Raw genomic sequence first — 24,303 nt, 5'->3', positions numbered from 1 at the left:
ATGGCGTCGGCCATCCGGCGCTGGTCAGGCTATATATCCGCTAACGCCGCATCGGGCGTCGATCCGCTCGCCCGCGGCCGCCCGCGGGGCCGCAATCGGTACAGCACGGCGAGTCCGACCGCGCTGCCGAGTGCGATCGCCAGGGCGGCGCGGCCCGGCGTGCTGTTGTAGTCGGACGCCTCGGGCGTGTGCCAGGCCTTGTCGGTATCCGGCAGGGCGGTCACCACCGACGGCAGATAGAGAGCCGAGAGCGCCAGCACGCCGCTCGGCGCGTAGCGCGGTCGCGCGGTGGCGCAGCAGTAGCCGGCGGTGAGCGCGAGGACCGCGCTGCTCGCGGTGAACAGCAGCCAGTTCGCGTCCGGCGGGGTCAGTACGGCGAACCCGGCGATCCCGGCGATCAACGTGACGGCCAGCGTCATCGACGGCATCCGGACGCCCGCGAGGAGGCCGATGGCGGTGAGCGCGACCATGCCCCACACACTCCAGCCCGGCCGGGGCACGTAGCCGAACGCGTCCGCGGCCGCGGTCAAAGCGACCGCGAGATAGACGGCCGCGCCGTCGCGGCCGGGCAGCAGCATGGCCGCCACGGTGGCCGCGGCGATCGTCGCGGCGGCGGCCAGCCCGATGTCGACCGCGTGATCGATGGCGGGCGCGTTGCTGAACTGCTTGGTCAGCCATTCGGTGACAGCGAGGATCACCAGCGCGAGCACCAGCGCCGCGAGGATCGGCGTGATCGGCAGTTCGATCGCCGGCCGCGGTGGCTGGTCGACGGTGGCCGACCAGTTGCGCATGGTGCTGAAGACGAGCAGCACCAGCAGCACGGCGATCAGCCAGCGCGGCGGGGTTTCCAGCACCGCGTAGGGATCGAGGTCGATGTTCAGCAGGTCCGAGAGATCGCTGAACACGAAGAAGCCGGCGCCGCCGAGCGCCAGACCCGCCGCGGGCAGCGCTCGGCGCAGCACCGCGGCACCGAGTGCGCCGAGCACGACCCCGGCGCACACCGAGTCGATGTAGTTCTGCGTGGTCAGCATGTCGGCGGAGGAAACCTGTTCCCCCGCAATGTGGTTGACCAGCTGCGTGACCGCGCCGAGCAGGGCGGTCAGCCACGCGGTGGCCGGGCGGGCGGCGGTGCACACGATCACCGCGACGGCGACCGCGACGATCACACCGATGGCGGCGCCGCGCGGCACGCTGTTGATCAGGTTGGTGATCCGGTAGGGCGTGCTGTCGCGGACCGTGCTGAAGGTGACCGGCAGGAACAGCGTCACACCCGCGACCGCGGCTCCGAAGAAGACCGTGACCGCGTCGAACGCATCACCCATCCGCCGCACCTGCCGAACATACCTGCGCCCACCGGGCCGACCTGTGATTGCCGTCACTTTGCCGGGGTATGTCGAGCAGAAAATAACGGCAGAAAGGCCCTGTTTACGGCGCGTTTGCCCGCCGATCGCCCACGGCTACAGGTAGCGCCCCTCGCTGCTGGTCGGCTGCCCACGGTTCTCCGCGTACCGGCGCAACGATTCGACCTGGAGCGGGTCCAGCGACGGCCGGACCACGGTCCGCGCCGCGGCCACGTCGGCGGCGGTGACGTCGGCGGCCTCGACATCGCGGCGCATCGCCGCCAGCGCCGCCTCGCGCAGCAGCGCGGCGCAGTCGGCCGCGGAGAACCCGTCGAGGGTGCGGGCCAGCGTGGGCAGATCGACATCACCGGCGAGCGGCACCGAGCGACCCGCCGTCCGCAGGATCGCCAGCCGGGCCGCGCTGTCCGGCGGCGGCACGAAGACCAGCCGCTCCAGCCGTCCCGGTCGCAGCAGCGCCGGATCGATCAGCTCGGGCCGGTTCGTCGCGCCGAGCACCACGACATCGCGCAGCGGTTCCACCCCGTCCAGCTCGGTGAGCAGCGCGGCCACCACCCGATCGCCGACACCGGAATCGCTGCTCTGCCCGCGGCGCGGGGCGAGCGCGTCGACCTCGTCGAGGAAGATCAGCGACGGCGCGGAATCGCGGGCGCGCTGGAACAATTCGCGCACCGCGCGCTCGGACGAACCGACCCACTTGTCCATCAGTTCGGCGCCCTTGACGGTGTGCACGCTGAGCTGACCGGTGCTCGCCAGCGCGCGCACCAGGAAGGTCTTGCCGCAGCCGGGCGGACCGTAGAGCAGCACGCCGCGCGGCGGGTCGATGCCCAGGCGCGCGAACGAATCCGGATGCCGCAGTGGCCACAACACGGTTTCGGTCAGCGCCTGCTTGGTCTCGGCCATATCGCCGACCTCGTCCAGGGTGAGGCTGCCGATGGCGGGTTCGTCCAGGCCGGAACGCGACAGCGGGCGGATCACGGTCAGCGCGTCGAGCAGATCCGGTTGGGTCAGCTGCGGATCGGTGTGTTCCTTGCTCGCCCGCGACGCCGCGCGCAACGCCGCCTCCCGGCACAGGGCGGCCAGATCGGAGACCACGAAACCCGGTGTGCGCGCGGCGATATCGTCGAGGCGCAACTCGGCGACAGGTACCTGGCGCAGCAACTGCTCCAGCAGCGACTTGCGCACCGCGGCGGTGGGCAGCGCCAACGCGAGTTCGCGGTCGCAGAGATCGGGCGCGCGCAGCCGGGCATCGACATCGGCGGGATGGGCGGTGGTGGCCAGGAAGGCGACGCACGGTTCGGCGACCGCGGCCCGCAGCTGATCCAGGATGAGCGTGGCGACCGGCTCGGCCTGCGCGGGCAGCAGCGCGTCGATATCGGTGATCAACAGGATCCCGCCCTGCCCCGAACATGCGTCGGCGACGGCCTCGGCGACCTCGCGTAACCGGGTGCCGCTCTCGGCCGCGCCGATGGTCGGTCCGTCGAGTTCGACGATGCGCCGCGGCGCGGTGACCGCGCGCGCCAGCGTCGCCTTGCCGACGCCCGCGGGACCGGTGATCAAGACGCCGAGATGTGGTGTGGCGCCGAGGGTTTTGAGCAGCTCCGGTTCGTCGAGGGCCAGGCTCAGCCACTCGGTGAGCTTGGTCGCCTGACTGTGCGCCCCCGCGAGATCCTTGACCGTGATCCGCGGTGCGGTGTCGCGCACCGCGCCGTGCCTGCCCGCCGGCGCACCGTTCACGGCGGCGGCGCCGTCGAAGGCGGCGGCCTCGGTCGCGGCCTGGGCGGCGGTGCCCGCGGGGACGGGCTCCCCGGCCGCGGCCCGATCGGCGGCGTTACGTGCCGCGACCACTCCCGCGCCCCACACCACCGCGGTGTTCGGCTGCACGCTGACCGGTCCGCGCGGATCGGTGGCGGTGACGGTGAGCAACTCGGTGGTCCAGGCGATACCGAAGGTACGCGAAAGTGCTTGTGAGGCAGCGGCGGAACTGATGTCGGGGCCCAGATCGCGCGGCAGCAGCGAGACCGCGTCGCCGACGGTGACCACCTTGCCGAGCAGTGCTTGGCGCAAGGTGGCCGCGGGGATGGTCCGGGTCGCCTGCACCGAGCCGCTCACCGAGATCTGCTTCGCCCCGTACACGGTGACCGGCGCGACGACCACGGTCGCGTTCTCCCGCAGCCCGGCATTGGACAGCGTCACGTCGTCGAGCAACGCGACGCCGGCCGGCGTGCCCGCGGGCGCGACGCCGACCACCGCGGCCGTGCGCCGCGAGCCGACCAGCGCGATACCGTCCCACTCCCGCAGACCGAGCGCGGCCAGCGCCTCGGGATGCAGTCGCACCACGCCGCGCCGGGCATCGGCCGCGGACGGATTCCATCGAGCGGTGAGCGCTAGTTCTGCCACCGTGCCATTCTGCCGCGCCGGAGCGAGGCCGTGGCCGGACTAGTTGTTCTTCGCGACGATCCCGGCGGCGACCGCGACCGGGGTCTCGGCCACGCTGCCGGACAGGCAGACCAGCTTCGCGGTGCCGAGCGCGACATTCGGGCTGCCCGCGAACGTGCTGTCCGGGTGCTGCGCGAGCAGCTGATCGATCAGCGCCTTCTCCGCTTCGTTGTCCAGCTTCTTGAACTCGGCGCAGGTGGTCTTCGACGGGTCGGCCGTCGCGCCGGGCGCGGCGGCCGGGGCACTGCTCGGCGTCGCGGTGCTGCTCGCCGCGGCCGGTGCGCTGCTGCTCGGCCGCGCGGTGTCGCTGGAATCGGTCGAGGACTGGCCGCAGCCGGCCAGCACCGAAGCCAGCGTCCCGGCGGCGAGGACGATGGCGGATGTTCGCTTCATACCGTGCTTTCCCCGATGGGTTGCTGTGGGATCGGCACGCCGCCTGCGGTCATCGCTGAACCGAGCCCGCGGCGTGCTCGGTGCAGCGTACCGGTTTGCGCGGGATCAGTGGATGTGCGCCCGCCAGTCCGCGGGCACCCTGCCGCGCGGACCCGGGGCGTTCTGCTCGGCGGGGTGACTGGTCGGCGGCGCGAGTTCGGGTCCGTCGCCATACATTTCCTCGGTCCGGAAGTTCCAGTACCAGTCCTCGCCCGGTTCGAAGCTCTGAATGAACGGGTGGCCGGTGTCTTTCGCGTGCTTGCTCGCGTGCTGCTCCGGGGAGGTGTCACAACAACCGATGTGCCCGCACTGCGCGCACCGGCGCAGATGCACCCACCAGCCTTGCGCCTGTTCGCATTCCACGCACCCGGTGCCGCTCGGTGCCACTGCCGGGTCGATGCCGTCCAGTTCCTGTGTCATCGTTGCTCTCCTGCGGTCGGTGCGTTCGCTTCGTCGGTGGGATTGTCCGCGCTGCGGTTCAGCGGCAACCACACCGTGAACCGCGTGTCGCCGGGTTCGGAGTCGACCTGGATATCGCCGTCGTGTTTGTTCACCACGATCCGGAACGAGATGTCGAGCCCGAGGCCGGTGCCCTCGCCCATCGGCTTGGTGGTGAAGAACGGTTCGAAGATCCGGCTGCGCACCTCTTCCGGGATACCGGGCCCGGTATCGCCGATTTCGATGACGGCGCAGTCGTTTTCGTGCCGGGTACGGATGGTGAGCGTGCCCCGGCCCTGCATGGCGTACACCGCGTTGTCGATCAGGTTGGTCCACACCTGATTCAATTCCGCGGCGTAGCAAGGCACTTCGGGCAGCGCGCGGTCGTACTCCTTGACCACCTCGACACCGTCGCCGATCTTGCGGCTCAGCATCACCAGCGTGCTGTCGAGCAGATCGTGGATGTCCACCACCTGGAACGGCGCCCGGTCCATCTGCGAGTACTGCTTGGCCGCGTTCACCAGCGACGAGATCCGGGTGGTCGAGTCTGCGATCTCGTTCATCATCAGCTCGGTCTCGATGGTGTAGTTCAACCAGCGGATCGCGCCCTGGAACACCTGGTCGGTGCAGCCCTCCAGGGTGCCGGCCACCCGCTCGAGCCAGTCCACGTCGAAGCCGGCCTGCACGAAGTTCGGCGCCAGGTTCCAGCCGTCGATGATGCCGTGCTCGTCGAGCCATTCGCCGAGCACGTCCTCGCGGTCGGCGGCCTCCATCGGGGTCAGCTCGGGCGCCTTGGCCACCTGCGCCGCCGCCTCCTCCTGCAACCGCACCAGCGCGCCGAGGGACGCGGTGTCGAACTTGCCGTCGGCCATCATGGCCAGCTTGTGCCGCATGCCCGCGACCCGTTCGCGCAGGCCGGAGGTGGCCCGCACCGCGGCCGCCGCCGGATTGTTCAGCTCGTGGGTCAGGCCCGCCGACAGCGAGCCGAGGGCGAGCAGCCGCTCGCGCTGGCCGACCCGGGCGTTGGCGTTGCGGTTGCCGAAGAACACGCCCTCGAGCAGGTGCACCGCCATCGGGAACCAGGCCTGCATCATCTGCGCGAAGATCGCGGCGTCCAGCACGTAGAACCGGGACGGCCGGGTCACCGACATCGAGCTGTTGTAGGTCTGCTCGACCTTGTCGCCGAGGTAGGCGCTCCAGGCGCCCGCGTAGGAGCCGTGGTGCTGGGTGCGCACCAGCTCGATCTCCGTGCCGCCGGACAGCTTGGTCAGCACGACCTCGCCGTCCATCAGCACGTAGAAACAGGTGGCCGGGTCGCCCTCGCGGAAGACCAGCCCGGGCTCGATCGTCTCGACCCGCCCGTCCCGGCACAGCCAGTCCAGCTGCTCGTCGTTCAATTTCTCGAACAGGAACAGTGTGCGGAGTTCCGCGGGATCGCAGACCAGGCGGCTGCTGCGATCCGCGGTGTTGTTCGAATTCATCTGCCAGCCTCCTGTTTACGCGAGATACCGGTGCACGAGCATCACGGCCATCGCGCCCTCGCCGACCGCCGATGCGACGCGCTTGGCCGAATCGGCGTGCACGTCGCCTGCCACGAACACGCCGGGCACGCTCGTCTCCAAATGATGTGGTGGCCTGGGCAGTTCCCAGCCCGCCGGGCGCGCGCCGTCGATCATCAGGTCGGGCCCGGCCAGCACGAATCCGGCCGTGTCCCGCTTGACCGTGCCGTCGAGCCACTCGGTTTGCGGTGCGGCGCCGATGAACAGGAACAGCCGCTCGGCCTCGGCCTTCTCCTCGTTGCCGGAGACGTTGTCGCGCAGCACGATCTGTTGCAGATGGTCGTCGCCGTCGGCGGCGCTCACCTCGGTGTTGGTGTGCACCTTGATATTCGGGATCTGCGCGATCTGCTGGACCAGGTAGTGCGACATGGACTTGCCCAGCGAGTCCGCGCGCACCACCAGATGCACCGTCTTCGCGTTGCGGGACAGGAACACCGCGGCCTGACCCGCGGAGTTCGCGCCGCCCACGATGTAGACGTCGCGATCGGCGCATTCGGCGGCCTCGGTCATCGCCGAGCCGTAGTACACGCCGCGCCCGGTGAACTCGTCGACGCCGGGCGCCGGGTGCCTGCGGTAGTCCACGCCGGTCGCGATGATCACCGTATGCGCGCACAGCCTGCCGCCGTCGGCGAAGCGCACCGTGCGCGCCGAACCGTTCACCTCCAGCCCGACCACCTCGCGGGTGGTGATCACCTCGGCGCCGAACTTCGCCGCCTGGCGGCGGGCCCGATCGGCCAGCTGAGCGCCCGAGACGCCGTCCGGGAAGCCGAGGTAGTTCTCGATGCGCGAACTCTGCCCGGCCTGTCCGCCGGTCGCCGTGCGCTCCACCAGGACCGTGCGCAGGCCTTCGGAGGCGCCGTACACGGCGGCGCCCAGCCCGGCCGGGCCGCCGCCGACCACGATCAGATCGTAGAAATCGCCGGTCGCGTTGACGGTGAGCCCGACGTTCTCCGCGAGCACGCTGTCCGACGGCTGGACCAGCGCGTCGCCGCCCGCCGTGATCACCACGGGACAGCGTTCGGGATCGGCGCCCGCGGCCTCGAGCAGTCGCGCGCCCTCCGGCTCGTCGGCCAGATACCACCGATAGGGCAACTGGTTGCGGGCCAGGAACTCGCGCACCTCGGAGGAGCGCGGCGACCAGCGGTTGCCGACCACTTTGGTCTCGGTCACCGGCCGGTGCTCGCTGCTGCGCCAGGCGTCGAGCAGCCCGTCCAGCACCGGATACAGCTTCTCCTCCGGCGGATCCCACGGCTTGAGCAGATAGTGATCCAGGTCGACCACATTGATGGCGTTGATCGCGGCGCTGGTGTCGGCGTACGCGGTCAGCAATACGCGGCGGGCATACGGGTGCAGGTCCATGGCCTGCTCGAGGAATTCGATGCCGTCCATGCCCGGCATCCGGTAATCGGCGATCAAGACCGCGACCGGCTGGCCGCGCAATTTCATCTCACGCAACGCCTCGAGCGCCTGCGCGCCCGATTCCGCGCGCAGAATCCGGTATTCGGCCCCATAGCGGCGGCGCAGGTCGCGGACAACCGCGCGGGAAACGCCGGGATCATCGTCGACGCTCAGGATGGCCGGTTTCGTGGCAGCGGGTGAAGTCACCTATCGAGTATGGACGGTCGTGCAAAACGGGGTGTCAACGTTCGCTCGAGGCGGACGTGCGGGCGGTCAGAGCAGGTGGTGCCGGATGAGGTCGAGTTCATCGTTGGTCAGCAGGCGTTCGAGATTCTCCGGCGAAGGGCCGCGGGCGGTGCCGCCTTCGGTCTCGCCGCCGGGCAGCAGCGGAACATGATCCGCATGTCGACGATGTAAGAGAGAGCGCAGTTTCACGGCCGATCACCTCACGTTGGACGGGAAAGCTCGAGGCTGTGTCGTTGCTTCGTCTATCCCGCATTGTGCGCTCGGCATTACCGAAGTCGGCGCGCAACATGCTGAATGTGATCCAACTGTCTTCTGATTAAAATACGTATAAACCAGGAAACAGGTTCGGCCAGGTATCCACCGGCCCGTCCGTTCGGAACCGGAGGCACCGTTGCCACAGAATCTCGAAGCCGCCATTGACATTTCCGCCCCGCCGGAGCAGGTGTGGTCGGTCGTCGCGGACCTGAAGCGGATGCCCGAGTTCAGCCCGCAGCTGGTGCGGATAGTGCCGCTCGGCGCGACCAAGAAGGGCACCTGGACGCTGCACCTGAATACCGACGGCAAGCAGTATTGGCCGACCACCGGACGCATAGTGCGTTTCGAACCGAACCAGGTGTTCGCCTTTCGGATCAACGAGAATCGCTCGATCTGGAGTTACACGCTCGAGCCGACCGCGACGGGCACCCGGCTGGTGGAGCGCCGCGATATGTCGCACGGCACCACCTGGTTGTCGCGCAAGTTGATCGCCACCAAGCTCGGCGGCGAAGTGCCGTTCGAGCAGGCACTGGTCCGTGGCATGACCGAAACCCTGGAGCAGATCAAGGCCGCGGTCGAGGCGCAGCGCTGACGACTTCGCGCGCGCAGAGCTGCCGATGTCCGGCCGTTCACCCACGGCGAGACCACCCGAGTGCGTATGTTGCCGGAGTATGCGACGAATGACGCAGTGCGCGGCCGCCGTCGCCGCGAGCGCCGTGTTGATGACGGGCTGCGGTAAGGACGAGTCCGGCCCCGCACGCGACGTCACCGTCGTCGGCACCGGCCAGGTGCGGGGCGCCCCGGACATCCTGAACGCCGACCTCGGCGTGGAACTCAGCGCGGACAAGGTCTCGGCCGCCATCGCCAAGGCGAACGAGAAGGCCAAGGCGATGACCGACGCCATGGTCGAAGCCGGGGTGACCCGCGAGGACGTGCGCACCACCGACGTCTCCATCCAGCCGCAGTACGCGGCCGGATCCGACAGCACGGTGATCGGCTACCGCGCCGGAAATTCGGTCCGGGTGGTCGTGCGCGAGCTGACCAAGGCCTCGGGTGTGCTCGACGCGGCGATCGCCGCGGGCGGCAACGAAACCCGGTTACGCGGGGTGTCTTTCGCGATCGACGACAACTCGCAGCTGCTCGCCGACGCCCGTGCCCGCGCGTTCGCCGACGCGAAGGCCAGGGCCGAGCAGTACGCGGTGCTCGCCGGGGTGCAGCTGACCGGGGTGATCACCATCAGCGAGGCGAGCAACCGCGACGAGAGCCCCAAGTACTCCACCCGGGACGCGGCACCGCAATCGGTCCCACTGGAACCGGGCACGCAGACGGTGACGTTCACGGTGAAGGTCACCTGGGGACTGCGTTGATCAAAGCCTGGCGGCTGCGTTGATCAAAGCCTGGCGGCTGCGTTGATCAAAGCCTGGCGGCAGCGCTGATCAACGCCTGGCGGCAGCGCCGACGAAGGCCTGGTGGCTGCGCTGAACGAACTAGGCGGCTGTGTCAGGCGGTGGCGTCCGCGGTGACGGGTTCGGCCGCGGCGGGGATCGGTGCGGCGGGCGCGGCGAACGGGGGCAGCGTCACGACCTGTGCCGCGTAGGACAGCCCGGCGCCGAAGGCGATGAGCAGCGCGGTGTCGCCCGGCTGTGACTGGCCCTTGCGCAGCAGCGATTCCATCGCGAGCGGGATGGACGCGGCCGAGGTGTTGCCGGTCTCCTCGATATCGTTGGCCAGCGCGCAGTTCTCCGGCAGCTTCAGCACCCGGGCCATGATCTCGATGATCCGGCCGTTGGCCTGGTGCGGAATCATCGCGTTCAGGTCGTCGGTGGACAGCCCGGCGCGGTCGACGGCGTCGCGGCACACCTTCTCCAGCGAGTGCGCGGCCCAGCGGAACACCGCGGTGCCCTCCATCGCGAGGTAGGGACGCACCGCGTCGGTGCCCTTCTCCTCGATCTCGCGGAAGAACTCGACCCAGTCCTTGTCCTGCCGGATCGCGTGACTCTGGGTACCGTCCGAGCCCCACACCGTGGGGCCGATGCCGGGCACGTCGGAGGGGCCGACGATGACGGCGCCCGCGCCGTCGGCGAACAGGAAGGCGGTGGAGCGGTCGGTGGGGTTGATGGTGTCGGTCAGCTTCTCCACGCCGATCACCAGCACGTGGGCGGCGGTGCCGCCGCGGACGAGGTCGGAGGCCAGCGCGAGGGCGTGGCAGAAGCCGGCGCAACCCGCGGAGACGTCGAAGGCGGCCGAGCCGTTCATGCCCAGTTCGGTGGCGATCCGGGGCGCGGCGGCGGGGGTGAGCAGCAGATGCGTCGAGGTCGCGACGATCACGCAGTCGACCTGGTCGACGTCGAGGCCCGAGGATTCGAGTGCGCCGCGGGCGGCCGCGACGCTCATGCTCTGTACGGTTTCCGATTCGTTCGCGAAGCGCCGGGTCTTGATCCCGGACCGGGTCTGGATCCACTCGTCGCTCGAGTTGATCGGGCCCGCCACCTCGTCGTTGGTCACGACTCGAACTGGGCGGTATACGCCGAGCCCGAGGATCGCCGTGTGCTCTGCCCCGGTGGTTTGGGCGATTCGAGCAGCCATGTGCGTCTCCTATGTACCTGCGGCACCGCCGCCGGGTTGTCCTCGAAGCCTCGAATTGGAACCCTCATCAGCCACGCCCTACGGAACCGTAGACATGAGGCGACCTCATATTAGCCCGAGAATCGCCGTTTTGTCGTGCGTATTCTCACAAGCCCCGGGTATACCCTCGAAGCACGCCAAAAGCTCCAGCGGCGTGAAACCCAACTATGTGCGGGCCGCCCTGCACGATGGACGGTCGGCGCGGATTGCGAGGACACCATGCTCGGTCTCGGGATTATCGGGTGGATCATCATCGGCGGTCTTGCCGGGTGGATTGCCAGCAAGATCATGAAGACCGATGCCCAACAGGGCATCCTGCTGAACATCGTGGTGGGCATCGTGGGTGGCCTACTCGGTGGGTTCCTGCTGAAGGTGCTCGGCGTTGACGTCGAAGGCGGTGGCCTCTGGTTCAGCTTCTTCACCTGCCTCGGTGGCGCGGTGATTCTGCTGTTCCTCGTGGGTTTGGTCACCGGACGCAAAGTCCGTAGCTGACAGCCGTGCCACAGGCTCCTTTCCCGTAAGGTGTGAACGCTTGCGCCGGTCCTATCGTTGAAGGCGCAATCCGACTGCATCTAGCACGAAAGAGGAGCCTGTGGCCCGCCGTCCCACGCCGCCCGGCACGCCTGAACGCACCGGAGTCGGCCACGTCGCCGACCTGGTCCGCAATGCGATTCCCCCGTTGCATCCCGCCGGGCTTCCGTTTGTCGCCGCCCCGCTCGCCGTCGCCGTCGTCGGCGGTAAGCGCAAGTGGGTGCGCCGGACGGGACTGCTGGCCGCGGCCGCGTGTGCGACGTTCTTCCGGCATCCGAACCGGGTGCCGCCGAACCGTCCCGGCGTGGTGGTCGCACCGGCCGACGGCGAGATCGCGCTCGTCGATTCCGCCGCTCCCCCCGCGGAACTGGGTTTGGGGGACCAGCCGCTGCCCCGGGTGAGCATCTTCCTGTCCGTGCTCGACGTGCATGTGCAGCGCACTCCGGTGTCCGGTGTGGTGCGCACTGTCCTGCACCAGCAAGGCCAGTTCCGTTCCGCCGATCTGCCCGAGGCCAGCGCGGTGAACGAGCGCAACAGCATGGTGCTCGACACCGCGAACGGCGAGCAGGTGGTCGTGGTGCAGATCGCGGGCCTGCTCGCGCGCCGGATCGTCTGCGACGCCCAGGTGGGCGACGTGCTGACGATCGGTGACACCTACGGCCTGATCCGCTTCGGTTCCCGGGTGGACACCTACTTCCCGGCGGGCACCGAACTGCTCGTCGAGCCGGGACAGCGCACCATCGGCGGCGAGACCGTCCTCGCGGTGCTCGGGTCCGCGTCCACCAGCGGTTCATGATGGAGGCGGCTGCTCCGACCCAGCGACGGCGGCGCCGCTCCATCCGGTTGCTGCCGAGCGTGGTGACCATTCTCGCGTTGTGCTCGGGCTTGTCCGCGGTGAAGTTCGGCCTGGACAACCAGCTCGACATCGCGCTCGCGATGATCGGCGCCGCCGCCGTGCTGGACACCCTCGACGGGCGGCTGGCCCGCATGCTCGACGCCACCACCAAGATCGGCGCCGAGCTGGACTCGCTGTCCGACGCCATCTCGTTCGGCGTCGCGCCCGCGCTCGTGCTCTATGTCACGCTGCTGCACACCGAGACCGCGGGCTGGATCATCGCGCTGCTGTTCGCGGTGAGCATCGTGCTGCGCCTGGCCCGGTTCAACACGCTGCTCGACGACGACACCCGGCCGGAGTGGGAGCGGGAGTACTTCGTCGGGGTGCCCGCCCCGGCGGCGGCGCTCATCGCCATGGTGCCGGTCGCGCTGTCGGTGCAGTTCGGTGACGGGTGGTGGCTCGGCTTCTCCGCGGTCGCCGTGTGGACCGTGCTCGCCGCGGCGCTGGCCGTGAGCACCGTGCCGACGCTGGCGATGAAGTCGGTGTCGGTGGCCCCGCAGGCCGCCGCGGGACTGCTGGTGCTGGTGGCGCTGGCCGCGGCGCTGCTGGTGACCTATCCGACCGTGCTGCTGCTGATCCTGGTCGCGCTGTACCTGGGCCATATCCCGTTCGCGTGGCATTCGCAGCGCTGGGTCGCCGCGCGCCCGGAGACCTGGCAGCACAAGCCCGCCGAGCGGCGCGCGCAACGCCGGGCGCAGCGGCGTCCGGTGATCCGCCGCCCGGCGATCCGGGGTTCCACCGCGCGCCTGCGGCTGCGCAGGCCCGGCGCCAAAGAGCGCGATATCGACGATCTCACCCGCTGACCGAACCCCTGGAAGTCCGGCCTCTTAAGGGCCGGGTTTCTCAACACTGGGATTTCTTAAGGACTTGGCAAGTCCGACCGAGAAGGCTCCCGGTATGGACACTCTTGCGACGGCCGGCGGCATGGGCTTCGGAGGGTTCGGCATCGGCGGGTTCGGCGCGGCCCGCTTCGGCCTGAAGCGTTTGCTCGGCATCGAGCCCTCGTCCGGCGCGATGCGGGGACGCCTGTCCGCGCGGGGGAGCGGTACGGTCGTACCGAACGGCCGGACGCGGAGGAAGGTGGCGATGGAGCCGGACGGGTTGCGCGAATTCGTGGAGCACCGCCCGCGCTTGTTCGCGCTGGCCTACCGGATGCTCGGCTCGGCCGCGGAGGCCGAGGACGCCGTGCAGGAGACGTATCTGCGCTGGGACGCCGCCGAGCGGTCCGAGATCCGTTCCGCGGAAGCGTGGTTGACCACGGTGCTGGTGAATCAATGTCGCACCTGGCTGGTTTCGGCGCGGGCGCGCCGGGAGACCTACGTCGGCCCTTGGATTCCCGAACCCGTGCCGACCGCGCGCGGCGAACTCGGCCCGCTGGAAACCGTGGAAGAGCGGGAACTGGTTTCGCTGGCGCTGCTCACCGCGATGGAGCGTTTGACGCCGGTCGAGCGGGCGGTGTTCGTGCTGCGCGAGGCCTTCGGGTACGCGCACCGCGAGATCGCGGACATGCTCACCATCACAGAGGCCAACTCGCAGCAGATCTTTCGCCGCGCCGGGCTGCGGGTGCGGGAGGACCGGGCGCGGTTCGACGTCCCCTCCGCGTACGCGGGCGAGCTGATCAGCCGGTTCGTGCAGGCGGCCCGCAACGGGGACGTGGCGTCGCTGGAACAGCTGCTCACCGCCGACGTGATCGCGACCGCCGACGGCGGCGGCGAGGTCACCGCGGCGCGCAGGCAGATCGTCGGCGCGAACAACGTGGCGCGCTATCTCTGCGGTTTGCTGCGCTGGGCGGTGCCCGGCATGGAGGTGCACATCGAGGAGATCAACGGTGCGCCCGCCGTGGTCGCCCGGGTCGAGGGTGCGCCGCTGATGGTCGCGGGCGTGGAATTGATCGGCGGTGCGATCGCCACGCTGCGGCTGATCGTCAACCCGCACAAGCTGCGGTATCTCGCGGCGCCCGCGTCCTGAGCGGGGCGTGACGCGCTTCACGTGCGTCTTTGTCATGGATCGTGGCGCTGTTCGGTCTGGTTGGTGTCGGCCGATCGAAAGGAAGTCACACCATGACCGGACAGCATCGGATCGTCGTCCTCGGTGCCGGATACGCGGGGCTGGCGGCAGCCCGGCGGCTCGCACGCAAGGCACGCGGAGCCGAGATCACCGTCGTCGACCCGCGCCAGCACTTCGTAGAGCGGGTTCGCTTGCACCAGCAGGCCGCAGGGCAACGCATTTCGGCCTGGGACATCAGAGAGCTGCTGGCGCGCAAGGAGATCGGTTTCGTCCGTGCCCGCGCCACCGCCATCGACCCCGCGGGCAAGCGGGTATTCCTCGATACCGGAACCGAACTCGGCTACGACACGCTGGTGTACGCGCTGGGCAGCGTCGCCGATCTGGACGGTGTGCCCGGGGTGGCCGAGCACGCCTATTCGGTGGCGACACCGGAGGACGCGGACCGGTTCGTGGCGCCGGACGGGACCGTCGTCGTGGTCGGTGGCGGTTCCACCGGCATCGAATTGGCCGCGGAACTGGGCGAGTCCCGGCCGGAGGTGCGCGTGCTGCTGCTCGGTTCGGAGGCGCCCGGTGCGTGGCTCTCGCCGCGGGCGCAGGCGCACATCCGGCGGGTGCTCGAGCGTCTCGGTGTCGAGATCCGTTCGGACGCAAAGGTGATCGAGGTGACCGAGCAGGGCGTGCGGCTCGCCGACGGCACCCTGCTCGAGGCCGCCGCGACCGTGTGGACGGCCGGTTTCCGCGTGCCCGACCTCGCGCAACGGTCCGGCATCGCCGTCGACGGCATGGGCCGGGTACACACCGATGCCACGCTGCGGTCGATCTCGCATCCGGAGATCTACGCGGCCGGGGACTGCGCCGTGATGGCCGGGCCCGGAGACCGCGCGCTGCGGATGGCCTGCGCGACCGCGCTGCCCGCCGGCCGGCAGGTCGCCGACGCCATCGCCGCGCGCCTGCGTGGTGCGCAACCGCGTCCGCTGCGGTTTCGCTACGTCGGTCAGGCCATGAGCCTGGGCCGGCGCAACGGCATCATCCAATCGCTGCACGCCGACGATTCACCGGCCGGCTTCATCCTGACCGGCCGGACCGCAGCGTGGGTGAAGGAGCGCGTGGTGCGCGGGGCGGCACGCCAGACCCGTCCTTGACCGAAACGAGCCGCGGCAGCGGGGTTTCCGGCGGCGGTTCGGTGCTACCGCACCGCTGACCGGCGACCGAGACTTCGTCAACTCAGGGTTGACGATATGGCATCGTCAACTTATCGTTGACGCATGACCTCACCAACGCCTCGCCTCGACGATCTGATCGACGGCATCAAGAAGGCCCGCCCCGACAATGTGCTCGACCAGCTGTCCGACGCCGTGGTCGTCGGCGACCACCTCGGCGAGGTGGCCGATCACCTGATCGGCCACTTCGTGGACCAGGCCCGCCGCGCCGGCGCCTCGTGGACCGATATCGGCGGCAGCATGGGCGTCACCAAGCAGGCCGCGCAGAAACGGTTCGTGCCCAAGGGGCCCGCCGACGCCGCACAGATGGATCCCAACGCCGGGTTCGCGCGCTTCACGCCCCGCGCCCGGGCGATCGTGGTGGCGGCGCAGGAGTCCGCCCGCGACGCGGGCAACGACCAGATCACCGTCGCACACCTGCTGCTCGGTCTGCTGTCCGAGCCGGAAGGCCTTGCGGTGAAAGAGATTCTCACCCAGGGCGTCGATCCCGCGGAGCTGAAGGTCGCGGCGACCGCCGCGCTGCCCGCGCGCGCGGACAAGTTGCCCGCGCTCATTCCGTTCGACGCCGAAGCCAAGAAGGCGCTCGAGCTGACCTTCCGCGAGGCACTTCGCCTCGGGCACAACTACATCGGCACCGAGCATGTCCTGCTCGCGCTGCTCGAACAGGAGAACGGCACCGGACTCCTGGCCGGGGCCGGGCTCGACAAGGCCGAGGTCGAGGCGCACCTGGTGGAGGTGCTGTCGGTGATAGCGGCCGGAAAACAATGAGCCGCGGACGGCCGGGTAGCGCTGCGGTGGCGGCGGCCGTCTTGTTCGCCGTCGGCGCCTGGCCGACCGGCCGTGCCGCGGTGCGGCGCCGGATTCGGTGCGCGCAGTGGGGTTTTCGTGCGGTGCGGTCCGGTCGGTCGCGGCGGCGCCGGGCCATCCGCACCGCCCGGGCGCGGGGCGCGCCGTACCGTGCCGCTTCGTCCGGTCTGTCGCGGGCGGCCTGAGCTACGCCCGCCCGCGTAACCCGCCGCCCCAACGCGGCCAGCGCGCTTGGGGTTTCGGTTCGGAGATCAGCGAGCCGCGGCCGGTGTCGGTGACGAACAGCGGTAGGTGCGGGGCGAGTTGGTCGAGCACCGCGCGCGTGTTGCCGCCCTGCGCGGCGCGGTACTCCGGCATCGTCAACCCCACTATCTGCAGGAATCGCATACTGCCGTGCGGGGTTTCGATGGTGCCCAGTTCGGGATCGGCAGTGAAGCCGACGGCGTGGATGCCGGAGTCGGGCTGGTCGGCGGCGATCGGGCCGTTCGCTTTGATGGTGTGCCCGGGCTCGAACCACTTGCCGGACTGGAAGACATAGCGCGCCAGGTTCTGCAGGAAGTTCGCGGGCCAGGCGGGCGGCTCGGTGTCGGCGGCCGCGCGCATCAGCCGGAAGGTGAGCTCGAAACCCCAGCCGGACTCCGCCGGGTTGTCCCATTCCTTCTCGTACAGCTCGGTCATGCCGTAACTGATGTAGTGCCAGTGCGGCACCGGCTCGGTGCGCGAATAGGCACTGATCCCGTCGAGCGGATCCGGCCCGCCGAGTGACCAGCGGTGATCGGTGGCCCAATGGAAAGGTTCGGTAGCGCCGTACAGCGGCTGCAATGCGTCGTCGATGGCCTTCCAGCCGGGTGCTTCACTCACACCGCCACCCTAAGTCCGCCGAGCCGACCGGCGCTGAGCGGATTGTGCTGCCGGGCAGCCGGTGCCGCGCGGCCGGAGCCAGGCCATGTCCCGAAGTCCCCTCCGGCGCCGGACTTTCGAGACGGGTCCTAGGGCACGTTGCGGGCGAGTTCGTCGAGCCAGGCCGCTGCCGACGCGTCGCTCGGCGCGCGCCAATCGCCGCGCGGGGACAGCGAGCCACCGGAACCGACTTTCGGCGCGTTGGGCAGGGTCGAGCGTTTGAACTGGCTGGTCTGCACGAATCGGCGCAGGAACTCGGCGAGCCAATGCTTGACGGCGGGCAGGTCGTAGGCGTTGCGCTGCTCGACGGGAACCAGATCGGGCCAGCTGCCTCGGCTCGGGTCCGACCACGCGTGCCTGGCGAGGTAGGCGATACGGCTCGGCCGATAACCGAAGCGCAGCAGGTAGTAGAGGTGGAAGTCCTGCAACTCGTACGGCCCGACGGTGGCTTCGGAGCTCTGGCTCGGCGCCGCACTGTCGCCGGCGTGTGGGGTGCCGGGCACCAACTCCGGTGAGATCTCGGTCCGCAGAATGGATCCGAGCACCTCGCCCGCCGCGGGCCCGAACTCCCCGGTCTCCACCGACCACGCGATCAGATATTTGATCAGCGTTTTCGGCACCGAGGCGTTCACGCTGTAGTGCGCCATGTGGTCGCCGACGCCGAAAGTGCACCAGCCGAGGGCGAGTTCGCTGAGATCACCGGTGCCGAGCACCAGTGCGCCGTGCTGGTTCGCCAGCCGGAACAGGTGCGAGGTGCGCTCGCCCGCCTGCACGTTCTCGTAGGTGACGTCGTACTGCGGCACCCCGTCGGCAGCCGGGTGCCCGAGGTCGCGCAGCATCTGCGTAGCCGAGGGCCGGATGTCGATTTCGCGCGCGGTGACCCCGAGCACGTCCATCAGCCGGTGTGCGTCGGTGCGGGTCCGGGTGCTCGTCGCGAAGCCAGGCATGGTGTAGGCCAGGACATTCGCCCGGGGCAGGCCGAGCCGATCCATGGTCTTCGCCGCGACGATGAGCGCCAGCGTGGAGTCCAGCCCGCCGGATACACCGATCACCACGCGCTCCGTGCCGGTGGCCCGCAGCCGGGTGCTCAGGCCCGCCACCTGGATCTGCTGGACCTCCGCGCACCGTTCGTTGCGGACCGCCGGATCGGCGGGAACGTAAGGGAAGCGTTCGATTTCGCGGCGCAGCGGCACGGCGGCGCGCGGGATCGGCAAGCTCACCTCGATGCGCCGCACCCGCGCCAGCCGCTCGCGGTGATCGTGCACATTGTCGGCAAAGCTGGTGGTGCGCAGCCGATCAGCGGCCAGCCGTCGCAGGTCGAGATCGGCGGTGACCAGCTGCGGCCGGTCGGCGAAGCGGTCGCCCTCGGCGAGCAGGTCGCCGTTCTCGCATACCAGGGCTTGGCCGTCCCAGGCCAGATCCGTCGTCGATTCGCCCTGTCCCGCAGCGGAATACAGGTAGGCGGCCAGGTAGCGCGCAGAATGCGAGGTGCAGAGCGCACGTCGGTAATCGGCCTTACCGATGACGATATTGCTCGCGGACAGATTGACCAGTACGGTCGCGCCCGCCAATGCGGCATAACCGCTGGGCGGCAACGGAACCCAGCCGTCTTCGCAGATCTCGAGATGAAAAACGAAACCCGCGAGATTGTTCGCCGTGAACAACAGATCCGCGCCGAACGGCACCCGCTGACCGGCGATGGTGATGTGCGTGTCGAGATTTTCCCGGGCCGCGGCGAATTGCCGTTTCTCGTAGAACTCCCGGTAATTCGGGAGATAGCTCTTCGGTACCGCGCCGAGCACCGCGCCCGCGCATATCGCGATCGCGCAATTGAACAGCCGCCCCTGGCTGCGCACCGGCGCGCCGACCACGAGCACGGTGGCCAGCTGCGCGCTCGCGGCGACCACCCGGGCCAGTGCCGCCTGCACCGCGTCGTCCAGCGCGTCCTGGTGGAACAGGTCGTCCGCGGTGTAGCAGGACAGCCCCAGCTCGGGGAATACGGTCAGCACCGCGCCGTCGGCCGCGGCCTGCTCGGCCAGGTGCAGGGTCTGCGCCACGTTGTCCGCCGGATCGGCGACCCGCACCCGCGGCACCGCCACCGCCACCCGCGCGAAGTCGTGCCGGTAGAGCGAATCGAAGGGCAGGTCGTGCACTGCCGTCCCCCTTAGCGGAGAATATCGAAAATGATCATGATTCCCTTCTGCAATCTACGCCGCCCCGCGGCCCGCTAAGCTATAGCAATGGCGGATGAAACGGATTCCGACCTAATCGCGGGGGAACGACGCGCGGATCTGCTGCGTGCGCTTTCTTATGTGTCCACGGAGTCGCAGCCGGACGGCAGTTATGTCGTCAACGGCGACCTCCCCCCCGACGTGGCGCCCCCTTTTATCAGGGCGATCATGCGGGTCGAAGCGGAGTTGTTGTTGCACGACGCGGAGCTGGTCACGGTGGAGGGCGGTGAGCCGCGCACGCCGGAGGAACGCCGGACCGACGCCTTCGTGGCGCTGGTGCTGCGCGTCGACGACCGCGCCTGAGCCGAGCGAACCGACCTTGCACTCGGCACCCCCGAGTGCTAGAAATGGCTTTGGCACTCTCTACCGGTGAGTGCCAGGTCGGGACGGTGAGACCGGGTTCCATCGACACCCTCGGTCGTCCGTCGCGGGCACCGAACCTGGCCAGCGTAATGGGGCGATCCAACCTGCGGTCGTCCTGTGTGTCAGCCATATACATGGAGGATCTCAACAACGCCATGGCCAAGACAATTGCGTACGACGAAGAGGCCCGTCGCGGTCTCGAGCGGGGCCTCAATGCCCTCGCTGACGCGGTCAAGGTGACGCTGGGGCCGAAGGGTCGCAACGTTGTCCTGGAGAAGAAGTGGGGCGCCCCCACGATCACCAACGATGGTGTGTCCATCGCCAAGGAGATCGAGCTGGAGGACCCGTACGAGAAGATCGGCGCCGAGCTGGTCAAGGAAGTCGCCAAGAAGACCGACGACGTCGCGGGCGACGGCACCACCACCGCCACCGTGCTCGCCCAGGCGCTCGTGCGTGAGGGCCTGCGCAACGTCGCGGCCGGCGCCAACCCCCTCGGCCTGAAGCGCGGCATCGAGAAGGCCGTCGAGGCCGTCACCGCCAAGCTGCTCGACACCGCCAAGGAGATCGATACCAAGGAGCAGATCGCTGCTACCGCCGGTATCTCCGCGGGCGACTCGTCCATCGGTGAGCTCATCGCCGAAGCCATGGACAAGGTCGGCAAGGAAGGCGTCATCACCGTCGAGGAGAGCAACACCTTCGGGCTCCAGCTGGAGCTCACCGAGGGCATGCGCTTCGACAAGGGCTACATCTCGGGTTACTTCGTCACCGACCCGGAGCGTCAGGAAGCGGTCCTCGAGGATCCGTACATCCTGCTGGTCGGCTCGAAGGTCTCGACCGTCAAGGACCTGCTGCCGCTGCTGGAGAAGGTCATCCAGGCCGGCAAGCCGCTGCTGATCATCGCCGAGGACGTCGAGGGCGAGGCCCTGTCCACCCTGGTGGTCAACAAGATCCGTGGCACCTTCAAGTCCGTGGCCGTCAAGGCGCCGGGCTTCGGTGACCGCCGCAAGGCGCAGCTCGCCGACATCGGCATCCTGACCGGTGGCGAGGTCATCACCGAAGAGGTCGGCCTCTCGCTGGAGACCGCCGGCATCGAGCTGCTGGGCCAGGCCCGCAAGGTCGTCATCACCAAGGACGAGACCACCATCGTCGAGGGTGCGGGCGACGCGGAGGCCATCAAGGGCCGCGTGGCGCAGATCCGTGCCGAGATCGAGAACTCGGATTCGGATTACGACAGGGAGAAGCTGCAGGAGCGTCTGGCCAAGCTGGCCGGCGGTGTTGCGGTGATCAAGGCCGGTGCCGCGACCGAGGTCGAGCTCAAGGAGCGCAAGCACCGCATCGAAGATGCCGTGCGTAACGCGAAGGCCGCCGTCGAAGAGGGCATCGTCGCCGGTGGTGGCGTTGCGCTGCTGCAGTCGGCGCCCGCGCTCGACGATCTGACCCTGACCGGTGACGAGGCGACCGGTGCGAACATCGTGCGTGTCGCGCTGTCGGCGCCGCTGAAGCAGATCGCCTTCAACGCCGGCCTCGAGCCGGGCGTTGTCGCCGAGAAGGTTTCGAACCTCCCGGCGGGCCACGGCCTGAACGCCGACTCGGGCGCCTACGAGGACCTGCTGGCCGCCGGCGTTGCCGACCCGGTCAAGGTCACCCGCTCGGCGCTGCAGAACGCGGCGTCCATCGCGGCGCTGTTCCTCACCACCGAGGCCGTCGTCGCCGACAAGCCGGAGAAGGCCGCCGCTCCCGCGGGCGACCCGACCGGTGGCATGGGCGGCATGGACTTCTGAGTCCTGCCTTCCGGCAACACCTTCAGAAAAACCGAAAGCCGGTCCACCCTCGGGTGGGCCGGCTTTCGGCTTGTCGCGGCGTCCCTTCCGCTTACTCCGTGACCTACTATACAGGTAAGCCTAACCTTAATTCCAGCCGGGTGTAACTACAGGGTCAGATCCCGGATACCGCGAGCACGGCGAACGGCTCCGGCGTACCCGGGCCCATCGGGCCGCCCTTGTCGAATTGCGAGGAGACGACCAGAATCCGGTCGTCCACCCGCACCAATGTGGTTGGCAGGGCCAGGGATTCGTCGGTGAAGCGCGCGTCCAGGGTGGCGGTGGTCCCGTCGTCGGCGAGCGTCCAGCGCGAGATCGTCGCGGCCGTGTTCTGCACCGCCCACAGCGTGTGGTCGTGCAGGTCCAGCCCGTCGCCGAAGGTCAGCTCGCCGCCGCGCAGCGCGACCTTGCGGATCTGGCCGATTGCGTTGGGGGTGAGGTCGATTCGGAACAACTCGCCCGCGTGCATATCGACGGCCAGCAGATAGCGACCGGCGGGGTCGGCCACGATGCCGTTCAGGGTGAAGTCGCTCGGCGCGTGCGGCGCCATCGCCGGGTTCAAGTCGAAGTGTGCGGTCAGCTCGGCACGTCCGCCGTCCGCGGCGGTCGCGCTGACCTGATCGGCGGTGACGCGATAGACGACGCCGCGGCTGGAATCGGTCAAATAGGCCGTGCCGTCCGGCGTGACGGCGAGGTCGTTGACGAATCTCGGCGCGGTTCCGGCGACATCGAAGCGGGCGATCGGCGCGCGAGTCGCGGTGTCGTACACGGTGACTCCGGCGGTCGAGTCGGTCACCCACAGTCGTCCCGCCTGGTCGACTTTCAAGCCGTTGGCGGTCTTGCGGCCGTCGGCTCCCTCGGGGAGGAAGACCTCGGCCGTTGCGGCACCGGGGGTGGCCCGGTAGATCGCGCCGGTGGTGTACGAGCCGACGTAGGTGTCGCCGGTGCGCGGGTCGGCGGCGATGCCCTCGGGGTAGGCGTGCTCGCTCGGTAGCGCGTAGGCGGTGCTGATCCGGGTGGCCTGCGCGGCCGGAGTGGGTGGCGCGGCGTCCTCGGTGCCGCAGGCCGCGAGCAGACCGCAGGCCAGGGCGATGGCCAGGGTCGACCGGCGGCGTCGGGTCGGGTGCTGCATGGTTAAGCCTCTCATTGAAGAATGAATACGAAGCTAGATTAGAGTTCGTCAAGGGTCTAATGATCAGATGGGCGGATACGATCGGGTGATGACGTCCCTGCCCTCCACCGAGCGCATCGGCTCGTACGTGAAGCGCGCCGAACAGGCGCTGCAAACGGCGAAGCATGCCGCCTTGAAGCCGGCGGGCGTCACGGTGCCCCAGTACGCGGCCCTGCTGCACCTCGATGAGAACCCCGGCATCTCGGCCGCGGCGCTGGCCCGGCTCTGCGGCGTCACCCCGCCCACGATGAACACCGTGCTGTCCAATCTGCAGGATCGCGGTCTCATCGAGCGGACCCCGCACGCGTGGCACAAGAACATCCTGGAAACCAGGTTGACCGAGGCGGGCACCGCGGTGATGCGGGACGCCGACGCCCGCGCCGTCCGAGTCGAGCGTGCCGTCGCCGCCGGTTTCACCGACGCCGAACGCGCCACTCTGCAAGACCTGCTGACCCGCTGTGCCGACCTGTTCGACTCGGTCCAGTCCGAAACTCCGTCCGCCACAAAGGGTTGACCGGTCGGCGCTTGTCCGGGCCGCCGGAGAGCCGAACGTTCGGTGGTGGGGATCGCTTGTGGCTCTTGGCGTTCGGTCAATTCGGAGCGTATTCGCAGATGGGATGAATCCGACATAACCAGCGGACCAGTTCGCTTTATGAATAATTCTATGAATTCCCGTCAAAATCGCCCACGCGTGCTGTGACCGAACTGTTAGAACTGTTTTGGCAAACATTCAGTGACAAGACAGCTGTCCGCAATCCGCAGAAGTATCGGATGGTCTGAAAAACTGTTGTCCGTGCTCGGGAGGATTCCGTTAAGAGTCGCCCGGCCCAGTTTTCGTAGGACGACATTGTGTGCGCAACGAACCTGCCAACTCTGGGCAAACGCCCGGTCAGGCCATGGTTGAAACGAACAGCCCGATCCATGTCGAGCGCTTCTGGCGCTTCTGTATTGTCTGCCCCAATGTCACAGGATGCGAATACGGGTCGAATGTATGCCGGGCAACCCGTCGAGGACCGGCAACGTCAGCGGCGTGCGCGTTTTCTGGAATCAGGCCTGACGGTCTTCGCGCGCGACGGCTACGCCAATAGTTCGGTCGGCGCCATCTGTAAGGACGCCGGACTCTCCTCACGACAGTTCTACGAGGAGTTCACCGGCCGCGAGTCCCTACTACTAGAGCTCTACGAGCAGATCGACCGCGAATCGCGCGACGCGGTCGCCAAGGCGCTGGAGGCGAAGACCGACGCGAGCGTGCTCGAGATCATCGACGCGTCCGTGCGCGCCTACGTCGAATCCATCGGCGCCGATCCGCGCAAGGCCCGCGTCGCCTTGGTCGAGGTGGTCGGCGCCGGCCCCAAGGTGGAGAAGTTCCGGTTGGAGCTGCGCCGGGTGTGGGGCTCGCTGCTGGCCGGCGCCGCGGAGGACGCGGCCCTGCAGGGGGAGATCCCGACCGGCGACTACGAGATGCGCGTGCTGGCGGTGATCGGCGCGGTCAACTACGTGGTGGATTCGTGGAGCGGTTCGGACCCGCGCCCGCCGCTCGACGACGTGATCAGGGTGCTGAGCAGGGTGATCATGGGAGCCGTCCGGGCTTGAGCGGGTCGCGGCGCG

Annotated in this window: 23 protein-coding genes; 12 read left to right on the top strand and 11 right to left on the bottom strand. The window is 68.9% G+C overall.

Features of this window, described 5'->3' with window-relative positions; translation table 11 throughout:
- Positions 1–29 precede the first annotated feature (29 nt).
- From O3I_RS39765 to O3I_RS45860, 7 genes are all read right to left on the bottom strand, one after another.
- Entirely contained in the window at positions 30–1,322 is a 1,293-nt protein-coding gene (locus O3I_RS39765) for a hypothetical protein (RefSeq protein ID WP_014988723.1), read from the bottom strand.
- Positions 1,323–1,457: 135 nt separating this feature from the next.
- Positions 1,458–3,758 carry an AAA family ATPase gene (locus tag O3I_RS39760; RefSeq protein WP_014988722.1) on the bottom strand — a complete coding sequence of 767 codons (2,301 nt, stop codon included), beginning with the start codon at positions 3,756–3,758 and terminating at the stop codon, positions 1,458–1,460.
- 39 nt (positions 3,759–3,797) lie between these two features.
- Positions 3,798–4,190, bottom strand: coding sequence for a hypothetical protein (locus O3I_RS39755; protein WP_014988721.1), 393 nt, complete (start codon positions 4,188–4,190; stop codon positions 3,798–3,800).
- Positions 4,191–4,295: 105 nt separating this feature from the next.
- Positions 4,296–4,649 carry a UBP-type zinc finger domain-containing protein gene (locus tag O3I_RS39750; RefSeq protein WP_014988720.1) on the bottom strand — a complete coding sequence of 118 codons (354 nt, stop codon included), beginning with the start codon at positions 4,647–4,649 and terminating at the stop codon, positions 4,296–4,298.
- A complete protein-coding gene (locus O3I_RS39745) occupies positions 4,646–6,148 on the bottom strand; it encodes an ATP-binding protein (RefSeq protein ID WP_014988719.1) in 1,503 nt (500 codons plus the stop codon). Before O3I_RS39745 ends, O3I_RS39750 begins: the two co-directional genes overlap by 4 nt.
- A 15-nt stretch (positions 6,149–6,163) precedes the next feature.
- Positions 6,164–7,831 (bottom strand): FAD-dependent oxidoreductase, encoded by a 1,668-nt coding sequence (locus tag O3I_RS39740; protein WP_014988718.1) that lies wholly within the window; start codon positions 7,829–7,831, stop codon positions 6,164–6,166.
- Between the two features lie 66 nt (positions 7,832–7,897).
- The gene (locus tag O3I_RS45860; RefSeq protein WP_156055098.1) at positions 7,898–8,059 is read right to left on the bottom strand and encodes a hypothetical protein; all 162 of its coding nucleotides are present in this window, start codon (positions 8,057–8,059) and stop codon (positions 7,898–7,900) included.
- Positions 8,060–8,261: 202 nt separating this feature from the next.
- On the opposite strand from O3I_RS45860, the gene O3I_RS39735 reads away from it, so the two are divergent.
- Together O3I_RS39735 and O3I_RS39730 are read left to right on the top strand one after the other, a co-directional pair.
- Positions 8,262–8,717 (top strand): SRPBCC family protein, encoded by a 456-nt coding sequence (locus O3I_RS39735; protein ID WP_014988717.1) that lies wholly within the window; start codon positions 8,262–8,264, stop codon positions 8,715–8,717.
- Between the two features lie 88 nt (positions 8,718–8,805).
- Positions 8,806–9,492, top strand: a complete 687-nt coding sequence (locus tag O3I_RS39730; RefSeq protein WP_014988716.1) for an SIMPL domain-containing protein — start codon at positions 8,806–8,808, stop codon at positions 9,490–9,492.
- 133 nt (positions 9,493–9,625) lie between these two features.
- On the opposite strand, the gene O3I_RS39725 is transcribed toward O3I_RS39730, so the two are convergent.
- A complete protein-coding gene (locus O3I_RS39725) occupies positions 9,626–10,711 on the bottom strand; it encodes a beta-ketoacyl-ACP synthase III (RefSeq protein WP_051066848.1) in 1,086 nt (361 codons plus the stop codon).
- Between the two features lie 258 nt (positions 10,712–10,969).
- On the opposite strand from O3I_RS39725, the gene O3I_RS39720 reads away from it, so the two are divergent.
- The 6 genes from O3I_RS39720 to O3I_RS39695 all read left to right on the top strand — a co-directional run bounded on the left by O3I_RS39720 (position 10,970) and on the right by O3I_RS39695 (position 16,171).
- Complete coding sequence (locus O3I_RS39720) at positions 10,970–11,242, top strand: GlsB/YeaQ/YmgE family stress response membrane protein (protein ID WP_014988714.1); 273 nt, start codon at positions 10,970–10,972, stop codon at positions 11,240–11,242.
- A gap of 100 nt (positions 11,243–11,342) precedes the next feature.
- Entirely contained in the window at positions 11,343–12,077 is a 735-nt protein-coding gene (locus O3I_RS39715; RefSeq protein ID WP_014988713.1) for a phosphatidylserine decarboxylase, read from the top strand.
- Entirely contained in the window at positions 12,077–12,979 is a 903-nt protein-coding gene (locus tag O3I_RS39710) for a CDP-alcohol phosphatidyltransferase family protein (protein WP_014988712.1), read from the top strand. The genes O3I_RS39715 and O3I_RS39710 overlap by 1 nt, the downstream gene beginning before the upstream one ends.
- A gap of 283 nt (positions 12,980–13,262) precedes the next feature.
- Positions 13,263–14,144 (top strand): RNA polymerase sigma-70 factor, encoded by an 882-nt coding sequence (locus O3I_RS39705; RefSeq protein WP_041564922.1) that lies wholly within the window; start codon positions 13,263–13,265, stop codon positions 14,142–14,144.
- Between the two features lie 92 nt (positions 14,145–14,236).
- A complete protein-coding gene (locus tag O3I_RS39700; RefSeq protein ID WP_014988710.1) occupies positions 14,237–15,325 on the top strand; it encodes an NAD(P)/FAD-dependent oxidoreductase in 1,089 nt (362 codons plus the stop codon).
- Between the two features lie 123 nt (positions 15,326–15,448).
- Entirely contained in the window at positions 15,449–16,171 is a 723-nt protein-coding gene (locus tag O3I_RS39695) for a Clp protease N-terminal domain-containing protein (protein WP_014988709.1), read from the top strand.
- Positions 16,172–16,396: 225 nt separating this feature from the next.
- On the opposite strand, the gene O3I_RS39685 is transcribed toward O3I_RS39695, so the two are convergent.
- Together O3I_RS39685 and O3I_RS39680 are read right to left on the bottom strand one after the other, a co-directional pair.
- A complete protein-coding gene (locus O3I_RS39685; protein ID WP_014988707.1) occupies positions 16,397–17,071 on the bottom strand; it encodes a suppressor of fused domain protein in 675 nt (224 codons plus the stop codon).
- A gap of 128 nt (positions 17,072–17,199) precedes the next feature.
- Entirely contained in the window at positions 17,200–19,263 is a 2,064-nt protein-coding gene (locus O3I_RS39680) for an NAD(+) synthase (RefSeq protein WP_014988706.1), read from the bottom strand.
- 87 nt (positions 19,264–19,350) lie between these two features.
- On the opposite strand from O3I_RS39680, the gene O3I_RS39675 reads away from it, so the two are divergent.
- Positions 19,351–19,644, top strand: a complete 294-nt coding sequence (locus tag O3I_RS39675) for a hypothetical protein (protein ID WP_014988705.1) — start codon at positions 19,351–19,353, stop codon at positions 19,642–19,644.
- 215 nt (positions 19,645–19,859) lie between these two features.
- Complete coding sequence (gene groL / locus O3I_RS39670; RefSeq protein ID WP_014988704.1) at positions 19,860–21,485, top strand: chaperonin GroEL; 1,626 nt, start codon at positions 19,860–19,862, stop codon at positions 21,483–21,485.
- 154 nt (positions 21,486–21,639) lie between these two features.
- Here the strand turns inward: groL and O3I_RS39665 are convergent, their stop codons facing one another.
- Positions 21,640–22,656 carry an SMP-30/gluconolactonase/LRE family protein gene (locus tag O3I_RS39665; protein ID WP_014988703.1) on the bottom strand — a complete coding sequence of 339 codons (1,017 nt, stop codon included), beginning with the start codon at positions 22,654–22,656 and terminating at the stop codon, positions 21,640–21,642.
- Between the two features lie 88 nt (positions 22,657–22,744).
- Here O3I_RS39665 and O3I_RS39660 point away from each other — a divergent pair, with 88 nt between their 5' ends.
- Positions 22,745–23,209, top strand: coding sequence for a MarR family winged helix-turn-helix transcriptional regulator (locus O3I_RS39660; RefSeq protein WP_171904454.1), 465 nt, complete (start codon positions 22,745–22,747; stop codon positions 23,207–23,209).
- Positions 23,210–23,655: 446 nt separating this feature from the next.
- The gene (locus O3I_RS39655; protein WP_226887144.1) at positions 23,656–24,288 is read left to right on the top strand and encodes a TetR/AcrR family transcriptional regulator; all 633 of its coding nucleotides are present in this window, start codon (positions 23,656–23,658) and stop codon (positions 24,286–24,288) included.
- The last annotated feature ends 15 nt before the right edge of the window (positions 24,289–24,303 follow it).

The organism is Nocardia brasiliensis ATCC 700358 (assembly GCF_000250675.2).
Classification (GTDB): Bacteria; Actinomycetota; Actinomycetes; order Mycobacteriales; family Mycobacteriaceae; genus Nocardia; species Nocardia brasiliensis_B.
This window is presented reverse-complemented; position numbering and strand designations above follow the sequence as displayed.

Coding starts and splice junctions, on each gene's coding strand:
- O3I_RS39765 (WP_014988723.1), bottom strand. CDS start 1,322: ATGGGTGATGCGTTCGACGCGGTCACGGTCTTCTTCGGAGCCGCGGTC.
- O3I_RS39755 (WP_014988721.1), bottom strand. CDS start 4,190: ATGAAGCGAACATCCGCCATCGTCCTCGCCGCCGGGACGCTGGCTTCG.
- O3I_RS39750 (WP_014988720.1), bottom strand. CDS start 4,649: ATGACACAGGAACTGGACGGCATCGACCCGGCAGTGGCACCGAGCGGC.
- O3I_RS39745 (WP_014988719.1), bottom strand. CDS start 6,148: ATGAATTCGAACAACACCGCGGATCGCAGCAGCCGCCTGGTCTGCGAT.
- O3I_RS39730 (WP_014988716.1), top strand. CDS start 8,806: ATGACGCAGTGCGCGGCCGCCGTCGCCGCGAGCGCCGTGTTGATGACG.
- O3I_RS39725 (WP_051066848.1), bottom strand. CDS start 10,711: ATGGCTGCTCGAATCGCCCAAACCACCGGGGCAGAGCACACGGCGATC.
- O3I_RS39720 (WP_014988714.1), top strand. CDS start 10,970: ATGCTCGGTCTCGGGATTATCGGGTGGATCATCATCGGCGGTCTTGCC.
- O3I_RS39710 (WP_014988712.1), top strand. CDS start 12,077: ATGGAGGCGGCTGCTCCGACCCAGCGACGGCGGCGCCGCTCCATCCGG.
- O3I_RS39705 (WP_041564922.1), top strand. CDS start 13,263: ATGGAGCCGGACGGGTTGCGCGAATTCGTGGAGCACCGCCCGCGCTTG.
- O3I_RS39700 (WP_014988710.1), top strand. CDS start 14,237: ATGACCGGACAGCATCGGATCGTCGTCCTCGGTGCCGGATACGCGGGG.
- O3I_RS39695 (WP_014988709.1), top strand. CDS start 15,449: ATGACCTCACCAACGCCTCGCCTCGACGATCTGATCGACGGCATCAAG.
- O3I_RS39675 (WP_014988705.1), top strand. CDS start 19,351: ATGGCGGATGAAACGGATTCCGACCTAATCGCGGGGGAACGACGCGCG.
- groL (WP_014988704.1), top strand. CDS start 19,860: ATGGCCAAGACAATTGCGTACGACGAAGAGGCCCGTCGCGGTCTCGAG.
- O3I_RS39665 (WP_014988703.1), bottom strand. CDS start 22,656: ATGCAGCACCCGACCCGACGCCGCCGGTCGACCCTGGCCATCGCCCTG.
- O3I_RS39660 (WP_171904454.1), top strand. CDS start 22,745: ATGACGTCCCTGCCCTCCACCGAGCGCATCGGCTCGTACGTGAAGCGC.
- O3I_RS39655 (WP_226887144.1), top strand. CDS start 23,656: ATGTCACAGGATGCGAATACGGGTCGAATGTATGCCGGGCAACCCGTC.